At 43.9% G+C, this 13,264-nt stretch carries 13 protein-coding genes and 2 pseudogenes; 6 read left to right on the plus strand and 9 right to left on the minus strand.

The window, feature by feature from the left end; translation table 11 throughout:
* The first annotated feature begins 63 nt into the window (after positions 1-63).
* Positions 64-837, plus strand: a complete 774-nt coding sequence (locus tag QNH28_RS29075; protein ID WP_283909588.1) for a YqcI/YcgG family protein — start codon at positions 64-66, stop codon at positions 835-837.
* Positions 838-841: 4 nt separating this feature from the next.
* On the opposite strand, the gene QNH28_RS29080 is transcribed toward QNH28_RS29075, so the two are convergent.
* From QNH28_RS29080 to QNH28_RS29090, 3 genes are all read right to left on the minus strand, one after another.
* Entirely contained in the window at positions 842-2,152 is a 1,311-nt protein-coding gene (locus QNH28_RS29080; protein ID WP_283909589.1) for an amino acid permease, read from the minus strand.
* 144 nt (positions 2,153-2,296) lie between these two features.
* Positions 2,297-2,881, minus strand: a complete 585-nt coding sequence (locus tag QNH28_RS29085) for a spore coat protein (protein ID WP_283912292.1) — start codon at positions 2,879-2,881, stop codon at positions 2,297-2,299.
* 133 nt (positions 2,882-3,014) lie between these two features.
* Positions 3,015-4,277, minus strand: a complete 1,263-nt coding sequence (locus QNH28_RS29090; protein WP_283909590.1) for an MFS transporter — start codon at positions 4,275-4,277, stop codon at positions 3,015-3,017.
* A 136-nt stretch (positions 4,278-4,413) separates the two neighbouring features.
* Between QNH28_RS29090 and QNH28_RS29095 the strand changes: the two genes are divergently transcribed.
* Positions 4,414-5,016 (plus strand): TetR/AcrR family transcriptional regulator, encoded by a 603-nt coding sequence (locus QNH28_RS29095; RefSeq protein ID WP_149645512.1) that lies wholly within the window; start codon positions 4,414-4,416, stop codon positions 5,014-5,016.
* Between the two features lie 98 nt (positions 5,017-5,114).
* Here QNH28_RS29095 and QNH28_RS29100 read toward each other — a convergent pair whose 3' ends face one another.
* Complete coding sequence (locus QNH28_RS29100) at positions 5,115-5,702, minus strand: DUF1349 domain-containing protein (RefSeq protein ID WP_283909591.1); 588 nt, start codon at positions 5,700-5,702, stop codon at positions 5,115-5,117.
* Positions 5,703-5,853: 151 nt separating this feature from the next.
* On the opposite strand from QNH28_RS29100, the gene QNH28_RS29105 reads away from it, so the two are divergent.
* Positions 5,854-6,876 (plus strand): hypothetical protein, encoded by a 1,023-nt coding sequence (locus QNH28_RS29105; protein ID WP_283909592.1) that lies wholly within the window; start codon positions 5,854-5,856, stop codon positions 6,874-6,876.
* Positions 6,877-6,941: 65 nt separating this feature from the next.
* Here the strand turns inward: QNH28_RS29105 and QNH28_RS29700 are convergent, their stop codons facing one another.
* The 3 genes and pseudogenes from QNH28_RS29700 to QNH28_RS29115 form a co-directional block, all read right to left on the minus strand.
* On the minus strand, positions 6,942-7,178 hold the full coding sequence (locus QNH28_RS29700; RefSeq protein ID WP_349655079.1) for a YiaA/YiaB family inner membrane protein: 237 nt from the start codon (positions 7,176-7,178) through the stop codon (positions 6,942-6,944).
* 57 nt (positions 7,179-7,235) lie between these two features.
* A pseudogene (locus QNH28_RS29705) lies at positions 7,236-7,418 on the minus strand (YiaA/YiaB family inner membrane protein); the annotation flags it as partial.
* Positions 7,419-7,610: 192 nt separating this feature from the next.
* Complete coding sequence (locus tag QNH28_RS29115) at positions 7,611-7,895, minus strand: alpha/beta-type small acid-soluble spore protein (protein WP_076285007.1); 285 nt, start codon at positions 7,893-7,895, stop codon at positions 7,611-7,613.
* A gap of 148 nt (positions 7,896-8,043) precedes the next feature.
* Here QNH28_RS29115 and QNH28_RS29120 point away from each other — a divergent pair, with 148 nt between their 5' ends.
* The 3 genes from QNH28_RS29120 to QNH28_RS29130 all read left to right on the plus strand — a co-directional run bounded on the left by QNH28_RS29120 (position 8,044) and on the right by QNH28_RS29130 (position 10,912).
* The gene (locus QNH28_RS29120; RefSeq protein ID WP_283909594.1) at positions 8,044-9,309 is read left to right on the plus strand and encodes a MerR family transcriptional regulator; all 1,266 of its coding nucleotides are present in this window, start codon (positions 8,044-8,046) and stop codon (positions 9,307-9,309) included.
* Position 9,310: 1 nt separating this feature from the next.
* A complete protein-coding gene (nudK, locus tag QNH28_RS29125; RefSeq protein WP_283909595.1) occupies positions 9,311-10,273 on the plus strand; it encodes a GDP-mannose pyrophosphatase NudK in 963 nt (320 codons plus the stop codon).
* Between the two features lie 75 nt (positions 10,274-10,348).
* Positions 10,349-10,912, plus strand: coding sequence for a DUF4386 domain-containing protein (locus QNH28_RS29130; RefSeq protein WP_283909596.1), 564 nt, complete (start codon positions 10,349-10,351; stop codon positions 10,910-10,912).
* A gap of 36 nt (positions 10,913-10,948) precedes the next feature.
* Here QNH28_RS29130 and QNH28_RS29135 read toward each other — a convergent pair.
* Together QNH28_RS29135 and QNH28_RS29140 are read right to left on the minus strand one after the other, a co-directional pair.
* A pseudogene (locus tag QNH28_RS29135) lies at positions 10,949-11,409 on the minus strand (Crp/Fnr family transcriptional regulator); the annotation flags it as partial.
* A gap of 239 nt (positions 11,410-11,648) precedes the next feature.
* Complete coding sequence (locus tag QNH28_RS29140; RefSeq protein ID WP_283909597.1) at positions 11,649-13,241, minus strand: ABC transporter substrate-binding protein; 1,593 nt, start codon at positions 13,239-13,241, stop codon at positions 11,649-11,651.
* Positions 13,242-13,264 lie beyond the last annotated feature (23 nt).

A 13,264-nucleotide genomic window follows, 5' to 3' on the forward strand; every position in this document is an offset into this window, starting at 1 on the left:
CCTTCACCTATCTCCCTCCCTTCGCATAGGATGTTTTGAACTTAACGAGGAGGGTGTTTTTGAATGGCCCATTTGAATACAAAGGTCTGGCTGGATGAGCATCTAGCTGAGCTGCCGTACTGGCAGCAGGATGCTTTTTCCCAATTTACATCTATGATTGCAGATCCCGAAGGCAAATATCCCTGTATCCCGGGACGGCAGGGGTTTCTGTCCAATAATTTACGTTTTGGCTTCGTAGCTGATCCGCGAAACGAAGATTCGACTATGGAAGTCGCTCATTTCCTTCGTCAATATGGCGAATGCTCGCGGGATACCGGTAAATATGCCTCTCTTGTCCTGTTTTTTGAAACACCGGCAGATCTGGCAGAAGGCTACTCCATTGAGGAATATGAGAATTTGTTCTGGTCCATTCTGGGCCGCGTCAGTGCGGTGGACACGGTGCCCTGGCCGGATGAAATTTCTACAGATCCCGCACATCCTTCGTGGGAGTTCTGCTTTGATGGACATCCTTATTTCGCGTTCTGCGCAACCCCGGCACATGAGCTGCGGAGAAGCCGCCATACCCCTTATTTTGTCATTGCTTTTCAGCCGCGTTGGGTGTTCGAGAATATTAATGATTCTACCGCATTTGGCCGCAACATGAAGAAGCAGATCCGCAAGAAGCTCGCTGACTACGACAGTGTTCCCGCACATCCTTCCCTTCAATGGTATGGGCAGGAGAGCAATTTAGAATGGAAGCAATATTTTCTGCGAGATGACGAAAGTGCACCGTCTAAATGTCCATATACTTATATGAAAAACAAGTTCAAAGCAATAGGAACCAAATTCCACTCTTAAGCGCTTATGAGGTTTGTCTGCGTTTTTTCAAGAGGTGCTCCCTAAACCAGGTAATCAACGCAATGACACAGATGATCACAAGGCTGGACCAGAAGCCGGGACGGCCACCTTTTTCAAAAAGTGTACCTGCCACGGCAGCAATGATCAGCACCATAGCGACTATGGATCTAATCCAACCGCCCATCTTTGGTTTCAATAACTTAAGGAATGAGGCAAGGATGAATAGCCATGTGTACAAAATAACTAGACCTGCCGCTGTGGTGATATGCTCAAAAATTTGCTTTGGCAGAAACAAGCTCAGTACAATTGTCACGCACAGGCCCAGCATGTTGATACCAAGTGCGTAGAGCGGCATCTTTCTTTTGCCTTTGGTCACCGCCAGCCAAGAAGGAGCATCTTTATCCTCAGCCAAGGTCACCAGCATAGTCGAAACCGCGTACAATGAAGCCACTAAAATGGAGAACCCGGCCACGATCATTACCCCGTTCAGCACATATACAAGAATAGGTAGTCCCATCGCTTCAAGCGCAGCAATAATTGAGCTTTGGTGAGGCGTAACTTTCTCAGGGCTTACGAATAATAGGGCGAGTCCAATCGACAGTACATACAGCAGGGTCACGCCTAGCAGCATAAACCTGCCTGCTTTTGGAGCTTCTTTCGAGTCCCGGAGATCTGAAGCCATAAAGCCCATGACCTCAATGCCGCCAAAAGCATAGAACGCATAAAGTAATCCTTTCCAGGCACCCATCCATCCTTTATTCAGCCATGCTGCCGAACTGTGAATCGTATCCCAGTTCCCCCTTCCTCTCAAAAGGGCAACTACGGCGACCACGATGAACATCAGCACCGCGGCGATTTTAATCATGGCGAATAGATTTTCCGCTTTGTTAATCCCTTGGCTACCTAGAATAATGACCAGCAGACCCAGCACGGCATAGACGGCAGTAAAAATCCAAAGCGGCCAACTCGGAAACCATACCCGCGAGAACAGGCCTAAGGCAGTCAAGGTGCTGCCAAGTATTAGAATTTCTGAACACCAATACATCCAGCCCATGCCGAACCCGGCCCAGCGGCCAAAAGCCTCTTTGGCATAACTACGAAAAGAGCCCTTTTGAGGATTCTGCATAGTCATTTGGGCCAGCGCCTCATAGACGAACAGAGTTGCCACAGCAGCCACCACAAAAATAACCAGCACCAATAATCCGCTTTTACGGATAGCGATGCTGGAACCAAGAAAAAACCCCGTGCCAATCGTGCAGCCTACACCAAATAAAGTAAGCTGCCACCAGGGTAGCTTGCCAGTTGGAGTACCCATATGTATATCCTCCCATCTGTTCTTACTATGCGTTTTAGGGTGTTATTTTATTCTGGTGTAGGCTTAGGAAGGCAAAAGAAAACCCGACTTCTGTTCAATAACGAACGAAGTCGGGTATTTTACAATTTTGAGATCCGTAGTACCCTAGTTGTTTAGGGGCATCTGTGGAGATCCGGCAGCCGGAACATAAGCATCCAGCATCTGTTGTATTACTGAACCCTGAAGCTGCGGAACCTGATAATAGGCATGTTTGTTCTGATAAAGAAACAACTCATATGCCATTTCAATAAAATGCTGCACCTGTGAAGCCAATACCCGGCGCAGCGCTGGGTTCGTCACTTCAGGTGACGACATGGCCAGCAAAGAGGCATGGGATTTGATTAGACCAAGCATATACCCGCTGACGCCCCCATCTTTCACATCCGCTAATGACGCGTTGGGCTTCTTCGGCTGAGCAGGCTGGAGACCGTAAACCGGCTGTGTCATATTCGGGATAAGATAGGTAGCCGTTTCCTGGCTTGGCTTTTGCCCTGTCTTAAAGCATTGGCAGGTCAAGTTGTATTGTTCCAGCATGAAATTGTACTGTCGATCCAAGATAGACAGTAGCTCTTGATCCTGAACAAAGGTTCTGAATATCATGAACTGATCCAGTAGATTGATCTGGCAGGACAATACCTCGTGCACATCGAACATTTCGTGGGCGCCGTGATCTTGCTGCTGTCCCCCCATCGTTATACTTCCTGATAGTGGTTGCTGCTGCAAATTACATTCTCCTTTGCTCTTAGATGAGTACCCTCTATAATATGAAGGACAAGATAGCCAATTATGCATGCAGTTATATTTACATCCCTCCATATCTAAGTCAAAGTGACTCACTTACTGCAACCTTCTTATTTTGAACCCGAAGATTCCTTCTATGTGTCGTGAATAATCCGAAGTAGCCTAGCGTTACGAGGATACAGATTATAACATCAACAACAATCAAGTTCTGATAATTCCCAAAATAATCGAAGGATAGGCCTCCGATTAATACACCTACTATACCGCCGCCCTGGTGCATGAGAAGTAGAATACCGGTATGTTTTCCTTTACCCTTTGCAAACTCATTAATGACAAGCATTCCACCTGGTAATGCACTTAAGTAGGTAATTCCGAACGCTATAGCAAAAAGAATAGGTGAACTTCCCAAGTGCATAAAGAGGAAAGCAAAACCTATAATACGTATGCCATACAATAGAGACATCATCATTAATTTATTGTATCGGTCCAGAAAATAGCCGCAAATGAGTGCCCCCGTGATTTCCATAATACCAAGGATGCTCATAGATAAGGCGATCATGCTTGGTGATACATCTGCCAACTGATGTATGGCTACCAAATTCATCTCGACGGATCCCATATTGATACCGCAGGTGAACAGCGCAATCGCGACTACGACAAAGATAGGAAGAGAAATAAATTTTTTGGACGGTGGAGTTACTCTAGGTGATGTATCTTGACCTTCGACTTCTATTGAACGATCCGAAGGAGCTCTCTCCGTATTTTTCTGTTGTAAACTCTTAATTCCTAACCAAATTACGGGAAGTGTTACACAAACACCTAGGATAAAAGAAGCCATAAAGGCGTTTTTCCAAGTCAGCCAGTCCATGGATACGAAAATGGGTGTAATAATCGCTAATCCTACAGAAGAGGCACTCGCCAGCAAAGCCATTGCTTTAGCCCGATGATGCCGAAACCATTCAAACATCAATATATAATTCGTCGTCGCCCCAATACCTGCCAAACCAGAGATAACACCGTATCCAATAAAAAAGACAATAGGATGGTGGTCTAACACGACAATACCAGTACCCAAAGTACTCATGATTGCACTTAACATTAGTATCTTCTTTGTGCCATAACGATCCACGAGCCAGCCCCCCAAAGGCGCGCATACGGCTACGATGAATAAATTGGTGGACCATGCCATTGAGATGAATCCCCTGCTAATCTGTAAATCCGTCGATATTTGCACCTGAAAAAAAGACAAGCTGAAGCGAGTCAATGCACCAATAAATCCAATAACCCAGAGAGATCCTAATCCAATCCATGCATACCTGGATTCCTTAAACCATGTCGTTTCCATTATGGTTTCCACCCCTGTCTATTATAAAAGATACCGATCGGTATCTTTTATAATAGCATAGATGCTTTTCTTTGCAACAGAATAATTTCATTTGATATACTACGTGTACATATACAATTAAGGACGGAGGATGACAATGGAAAAGGGTGAGAAGACTCGCAATTACATCATAGCTAAAGCCGCTGAACTGTTTAACCAGAAAGGATATTCGGGCTCATCCTTATCTGATATAACTGAATTGACAGGCATTAAGAAAGGTGGAATTTATCGTCATTTTTCCAGTAAGGATGAGATTGCATATGAAGCCTTTAGCTATGCGGGTAGTATTGTAGGGGCCCAACTAGCTCATGCCATTAGTCAGCAAGAAACGGCCTCTGGCAAGCTATTAGCTTATTTACATGTGTACGAGAAAGTAGTTGAAGCGCCACCCTTTATTGGGGGGTGCCCGCTCCTCAACACGGCTATTGAAAGCGACGACAGCCATCCAGGCTTACGTGAAAAAGCCCAGCAAGCCCTAATAGGCACACTGGAATCCAAAAAGAAAATCATTTCTGAAGGTGTACAAAGTGGTGAATTCAAAGCAGATCTCGACATTGAGGCACTAGCTACCTTCTCCCTTTCCATCATGGAGGGCGGCATCATGATGAGTAAGCTCGAGGGCAATAATCGGCATATACGGATGAATATCAAGAGCTTTGCTGCTTATTTAAAAAAAGAGTGCCTACGTGAACCTAGTTAGTTCATTCAAATTTTTTTTAACATACAAAGATTTTAAAATAAAAAGGAGCTTCGTCACTACTCACGAGGCTCCTTTAGCTTATTCTTAGTTCCTTAACTTTATTTATGCTCCAACCACTGACATTCTGTGATTTCTATTTCTGTGAAAGTTGCTTTAAATGAAGAATCCTCTGGGCTACAAGCATATAAACCGAAGTTGATATGCTCATTCCCTTCAAACAAATGAAAAATACGCATCTGCTTAAAGGTAATTCCATCTAAAGAGCTTTCAACGCAGAAGTCACTCTCACGTCGACTTAATCTGTAGTACATTGTTTTTATTGTTGCGTCGAGATCTGTTGTTGCCCAGTCTGAATATCCGTGATTCGTAACCACACTACCCAATCTTTGATATTCTTCATTCTCGTATTCAATCGATGCCTTGAACCAATTGTCACTGTCCTGATAAATAATTACTCCACACTGGTCAAATCTATGAGCGCTGTCAAAATCAGTTTTCACTATAAAAGAAAAGTATTTCTCATCCGTCTTCATTAGCAGCGCAGGTGCATTATCGTTCCTGAACCCATAATAGGTGCGTTGCCAAAAATCCGTATTAGGCTCAGTTATAATTTCAATCTTCTCATCTGTAATAGAAAAAGTGTTTACTGGATACTGCCAAAAAAGATTTTCTTTTATAAAATTCATTTCACCGCTCCTTATCTAACATGTCTTATAATCACTTTAACGGAGTGACTTTAGCTTTACAACTCTCCTTCAAGAAAGTTAATAAGCTGAAAATGCTTCAACTCACGTTGAATATTGCATACACATTCAAACAAAGGGAGATGTTCCGACAATGAGTGCTTATGATGTACATATCGGCAAGCTAATCAGTGGAAGACGGGAATTGGATGGCAGTGGAGGCTATATCCTCTGTACCCCCGATAAGAAAATCATTGAGATGGATTCGATCAGCTCGACTGATGGTATCGTTGTGAGTTCCAAAGACATTGAAGACGCCTTATATGAATTTTGTAAATCTGCTTTGAGGAATTATATCGCGGAGGGGAACAACAAGGATGTCTACACCTTTTCCATTTATACGGATACGTATCACGGAGACTATCTAATATACATCAACAATCTGGAATGTTTGAACCAAAGTGTAGAGGAAGCCCTTGAACATAATCGTCAGCGGTATCTTGAAAGAGAAAACGACCACTATAACCTGGCCCGCGAGCAGCTTTATCAGGAATTCAAATACGCAGAAGGTGACTACACATTCATGTATGAAGAAATACCTGAGCGGCTTCAGAAGTGGCTGAGTATTCTCTACTGTATCAACATGGAAGAGCCCCGATATCTCGCAATCGAAGAAGACTATATGTTGGAGAAAACACTTGGAGATTCCCAGCTCTTCCTGATAGCCATTGATGTGATTCATCGTTTGGAGCATGACCTTCAGCAGCTCAATCGTACCGATGATTTCATCGCCTACGTCTCTGCGGCGGATGGTGTCGGAGGAGATCTTCTCACCACCAGTCAGTTGCTTCGAAAATGCGTTAGCGAGGAGCAGCTATATAAGGCGATGCCTAATGTAAACGAGAAGGACGAAGCCTTCCGGATAGCCGTCAACGCAGTGCAGCAGAAACCGCTTAAAGGGCAAGTTCTTCATTGGGTTACCGTCATCGAGCAGGGTGAATTCGGTGAGGGCAGCCCATACAGCTTCTGGAAAACCGACTACGAAGCGTACGAGCAAATGATTGGACTCGGCGAACCGGCTGTCTCTTATATCAGAGAGCATTTGAATGGCGAACTGAAACAGGATACGAGGATGATTCTGAAAATGGTGCTAGAGGATTTGGATAAGGGATTTTAAAATAAAAAGGAGCTTCGTCCCTACTCACGAAGCTCTTCTTTATAATCTATGATAATTGTCCCTCTTTACCCTTGAATGTCTCTCCTGGCATCTTGCTCGGCGAGAATCTCTTTGTCCTCCGCGTTATCTCTCGTCACTTTCTGAACGCCAACGGCGCTATATGAGATCAACACAATAACAGCTATATAATACCCCTTTACATTCAATTGAAATGGAGCATTGTACAGACCAATAAAGAACATTACATACCCAATAACCAAGCCTGCAAAAGCCATAATTGTGAAAGCCCCTGTATTTCTCATCCTGTGTTTCGGATTTTCTAGCTTAATTTCTTTATCCTCTGAGTTGTCTCTAACGACCTTTTGCACAACGATACAGCTAATCGTAATTAACACCATGCAAAGCAAATAATACCCTTTCACGTTCAATTCCCAATCGTCGTTGTACACCCCCAAACAGAATAGAAAAAGACCTGCAGCCAATGCAAAATACGATACCCCTGTGAAAGCAGCTGTGTTGCGTTTACGATACCTCTGATTCATCCGACGATTCCTCTCCCAATACAGAATTGAATGGTGTTATAACCTTCTTCACTATACCGTGGAACATCGGTAAAATTCTACCATTAATTAGATTGTTTTGGGAAAATACAAAGAGGACGGTCTCCGTCCCAGGCAATTCAGGACTAAAGCCGCCTCCTATATTTTCTGCAACTTTATGATTTAGAAAAAATGCTACTCCCTCTCCTGATCCACCAATTGCTGCTGTGCGAGACGAATCATCTCGCGGACCATCGACCCACCAATTTTTCCGCCAATCTGACCCACTGATTCTGTACTCAAATGTCCATTCTCACCGTGTTCTAATGGGATACCAAGTTCTTTTGCGACTTCATATTTCACATCATCAGGCCGCTCCGGATCTACATCATAACCCTCGCGCCGCATCACCTCGGCTTTAAACGTTTGCATTCCGCGATTGACTCCTGGCACGGCATATTTCCTGTTTCTTCTGGACATCCCTTATCCCCTCCTAAAACATGTTGTAAGTAACATGCCCGGAAATCGGAACCTCCACCCCTGTTGATTTGCTCCGATTATTTCCAAGAGGGCGCTGAAAGGCCAACTGTTGTCAGGGTGCTTGCCCTCTGTTTCTTATACATAAATTTTGCTTGAAGGTGACGTTACGTCACCTGCTATACTAACTGAGAACAACATGCTGGAGCAATCGATTGGATGTGAGGAAAGGATGTACAAAGAGAACTATTTAACGACAGGGCAGCTTGCAAAGCGTACAGGAATAACGGTCAGGACATTGCGATATTACGATCAGATTGGGCTTCTAATTCCAGAAAATCATCATGCGGGATCGATAAGATCTTATAACATGAAAGACCTAGAAAAATTGCAGCAAATTCAAACGTTGAAATACTTAGGGCTATCACTTCAAGAAATAAAAGACATCTTAGATGCAGAGTCGCTATCCATAGGGGAGATCAGACATTCATTACAAGCACAGCTCGATGTTCTACAGAGAAAAATCACTCATACGGAGCATGTAGTTCATGCAATACGAGATGCTATGCAAATGTCGGTCAATCGGTCTGATTGGAACCACTTAGCAAATGTTATTCAAACCTTACAGAGTAAGCAAGATTGGGGGGAACAGTATCGGACGGCAAGCCGCTTGCAAACGCGGATACATCTTTATGACAAGTTCAGTACAAATCCGCAAGGCTGGCATAATTGGGTGTTTGAACAACTGGAGGTGCACCCTGGAGCCCACATTCTAGAGTTAGGTGGCGGCGATGGGACCTTTTGGATAAGAAACGCCGAACGAATTCCAAGCAGCTGGCGCATCACACTTACTGATATTTCGAGCGGGATGGTAGAAGAAGCACGTTGCCGCTTAGGAAGTAAAAGTTCACAGTTTAAGCTCTTATCTGTTGACGCGCAACAAATCCCCTTCCATGATGAGCATTTCGATGTGGTTATCGCTAACAACATGCTGTATCACGTGCCGGATATCCCTAGAGCGATCCACGAGATACACCGCGTCCTAAAGCGAGGGGGTATAATATGCACCTCTACAATGAGCACTCAACACCTACAAGAGATTGAGCACTTGGCGGTCTCGTTCGACCCCGACCTTCATGTATTGGATCAAGCTATTAAACGATTTAATCTGGGTAACGGAGGAGACCTGCTATCTTCTTGCTTCTCCGATCTTCGGTTACTACGTTACGACGACCGTCTGTTAGTCGACGAAGCTGAACCCCTGATTGAATATATGATATCGACCCCGATGAACGCAAAAGAGCGACTTGTCGGTGCGGCTATAGACGAATTTCTAAAACACGTCAATCGGCTTCTACAGGAGAATGGAGCTCTCGAAATGACTAAAGAAAATGGGGTTTTCCTAGGGAGGAAATGAGATGAAGGCACAGCATTACAACCCAAGAGTACGGATCGTAAAAGAGGAACTTCTATCAGATAACTGGTACACCTTAAAGAAGATCACATTCAAGTATGAAAAAGAAAATGGACAATGGGAGACACAATCCCGTGAAGTGTATGATCGAGGCAACGGAGCGACCATTCTACTCTATAATCGACACAAACAAACCATCGTACTTACGAGACAATTCCGAATGCCTACTTATCTAAACGGCAATGTGACTGGAATGCTTATCGAAACCTGCGCGGGGCTACTCGATAAAGAAACACCAGAAGAAAGTATTCTGAGGGAAACGGAGGAAGAGACGGGGTACCGTATCGATCGAGTGCAGAAAGTTGGCGAGGTCTATATGTCACCAGGATCTGTTACCGAAACCCTGCACTTCTTTGTAGCTGAGTATAGTGATGTCATGACAAAAGGTCCGGGTGGGGGACTTGAGGAGGAACAGGAAAATATTGAAGTAGTGGAACTTCCGTTTGCTCAAGCGCTTGACATGGTCCAAAGCGGCGAGATTCGTGATGCTAAGACGGTAATGCTGCTCCAATACGCTCAGATCCAAGGTCTCTTGAAGGTAAAATCGAAACCGCTGCACATCCTCATCGCTGGCCCATATCGTTCTGGAACCAATGATGATCCAATATTAATCGAGGAAAATGTCAAATACATGAATAAAATTGCTCTTCAAGTTTACGAGGCTGGGCATATGCCTGTGCTGGGGGAGTGGTATGCTTTGCCTCTTATTGCTACAGCCGGTTCCACTAATCTAGGAGACGACGTTTTCAACCGAATTTTCCATCCATCTTCCATTCGCCTGCTTAATTACTGTGATGCCGTGCTTCGAGTTGGAGGATCATCTCAGGGTGCCGATGAAATGGTACAGGTTGCGCAAGAGAAAGGATTGTTGATTTACGAACGGCTGGATGAACTTCCGTTAATTTGATAACAAGCCTTTGTTCCTGTCTGATGATGCACTTCTTGATTTAAGTCAATGCCCGCCATACTACTCCTAATTACAATGAAAATAAAAAGTCCTTTAGGAGGCTATATTAAGGCTATCTCAGAAAAAGACCTATCGAATCAGCGAAAATCCGCTCTAACTGCTGGAATCTCTCTTATCATCATGACCCTTGCCTCATTTTTTTCGTATGGCTTTGTCCATGGGAATCTTGTAGTGCAGGGCGATGCCAGCGCCACATTCAACAATATCGTATCATCAAACAATCTTTTCAAAGGTGAAATCTTGGGTTGGATCATCATTATGATTACTGACATCCTGGTCGCCTGGGCGTTTTATGTGTTTCTAGAACCGATTAACCAAAAGCTATCATTACTCGGCGCCTGGCTTCGTCTAACCTATTCCGATATATTGGGAGTCTCTATACTTAACTTGATAGTTGTGCTGCTGCTCACGGGAAATACAATCGACTTTCCCTCATTAAAAATCGAACAGACTCAAGCATTTATAATGTTATTTCTGGATGCATTTCAATTGATCTGGTCTATGGGGTTGGTCGTTTTTGGCGGGCATCTGGTAATTGTGAGTTATAGAACTAGGTTTTGGGATATGGCTACTGCTTAGAGGAGGAAAACTCCCCAAAAATGTATGACTTTCTTTTTAGTTACCACTGGAATGAACCCGCTTCTTAATTCTGCTCAACGACTCTGGTGTCATCCCCAGATAGCTGGCCAATTGATGCTGAGGTACGCGAGTGAGTAAGTAAGTGAGGTCTTTTTTTGCAACAAGGCTTTATAACGTTCTTCAGGATTGGAAGCGATAAATGAAGTTAATTCGTCCTGCACCTCACCTAAGTTCTCCTCTACCATTTTGCGGATCATCGTTTCCAATTGCGAGTGTTTGTGAAGCATATCTTGTTCCGCATTAAGTTCACCAACCACCAATGTACTATCTTCTAGACAGGTTAAGGTGTATGCAGAGGGCTTATTTTCTTGATGCCGATTAAAAATCGAAGCCGCTTGCTCTTCCGTGTAGAAATTAGATGTGACTTCTTTGCCCGATTCATCTATCGAGTACTGCCTAACACAACCTTTTAACACGAAAAAACATTTTGTGGGAACAATCTCTCTCCAATCTTCCGAAGCTAATGGCCCGCTTATGATGCGCTTGAAGCTATTTAGGCTCCCGTGAGGGAGTCTCTTTCCTAATTATACTAGCTCATACTAAAACAAATCCAACCTCTCAACTCTTTATACGCCGCTCGGCTGTGTCCGCTAGCACCTTCATATACGATCCATCTCAAAAAACAGGGAGGCCCAACAGCCATTTCATGACTGTTGGGCCTCCCTTATCGTGTATATTACTTGTTCGCTAAGAAAGCATCGATTTGCACTTGCAGCTCGGCTTGGATCTTATCAATGCCAGCTGATTTCAGCTGTTTGTTCAAATCTGCAAGGCCTTTGTCGATATCTTTAATTACGCCGTACTCAAGCGGAATGGCATAGCGGAGCATTACATTGCCCACATTGGCAATTTCCGTCTTCACTTTGCTATTGTCGAATACAAAGGTTTCAAGGGCATAGTGGTAGACGTTAGCTTCCCAGCCCTTAGCCAGATCGTTAGCTTCTTGAGGGAATGCTTCATTGTCAAGGTTGAGTGGCGAGTTGAAGTTCCAATTAGAGAAGCCGGTAAAGTTCGGATTTTTGTCGAGTGCTTTATATTTGGTGTCGCCAACCGGTTCATAGTGCACGCCACTAATTCCGTACATCATCAGGTCGTGCAGTTCTTTATCGTTTTGCATCAGATCGATCAGCATCAAGGAACGTTCTACATTTTTGGAAGTCGCATGAATCGACGTACCGTTTTGTGTAGAAATCGCCACTGATTTTTTCTTCCCTTGGTTAATATCAGCCAACGCAACTTCATAAGGAGAATTTTCTTGGCGCATCAAGGCCATGAGTGCTCCAAGTGTTCCGTTATTATGCGTAATTGAAGCGGTTTTGCCTGCTTTAAAATCCGCTTGATGATCATTTTTACTGTTCAGAACGTTTTTCGACCAAGCATTGTTATCAGCGAGATCTTTGTAATACACGAGTAGATCTTTGAACTCTTGCGTTTCATAGACGTTAAAGACTTTACCTGTTTCATCGGTCAATTTGAAGGCAAACGGAAGATCTAGGTCAAACATATTCCATTCGTTTTGCTGCTTCAATAATACACGGTCCAAGTTATGATACTTCCAGTCCCCCGTTTCCGGAGTGAACGGTGTAATTCCTTTTTCCTTTTCTGCTATCGTCTTCAAATAAGTAGCATATGCTTCCGGGCTGTTGATTTCGGGAAGATTGTATTTCTTACGTAAATCTTCACGATAGAGAATCAGCTTTTCAACAGATTCCCCTCTGTTTTGTGGAACCATGTACAGTTTGCCGTTTACTTTTGCCTGATCCCAGCTCACATCTGACATAGCTTCCTTAGTTTTTGGCATATATTTGGTAATTAGCTCATCGGTTAATTCTAGAAATCCGCCTTTCAGCGCCTGATCATTATAACCGGCCCAGTTTGCTGAATAGATGAGGTCAAAATCTTCATTTGCCGCTAGCTTCAGTGGATATTTTTGAGCCCAGTCAGACCAGTCCAAGAACTCGCCCTCAAGGGTCGCATTAATTTTTTCTTTCAGTTTCTTGTTAATTTCAGCAAAAACACTATCATAGTCTACGGGTTTAGGCCCTACAAAAATCATTTTTAGCTTTACTTCTTTAGAGGTGTCTATGGTATCTGAAGCTTCGGCTGCATTCGTTGCACTCGCTGTTTCTGTAGGCTCACTTGTTACCTCAGAGGCATTATTTGTAGCCTTAGCGGGCGCATTGGCCTTGTTGTTGCCGCCACATGCGCTCAAAATCATTACGAAGGTTAAAACGAGTGCGAGCATAATGAATCTATTTTTTCTCAGCATTTCAAGCCTTCCCCCTTGTATTA

Source organism: Paenibacillus sp. G2S3, assembly GCF_030123105.1.
Lineage (GTDB): Bacteria > Bacillota > Bacilli > Paenibacillales > Paenibacillaceae > Paenibacillus_AQ.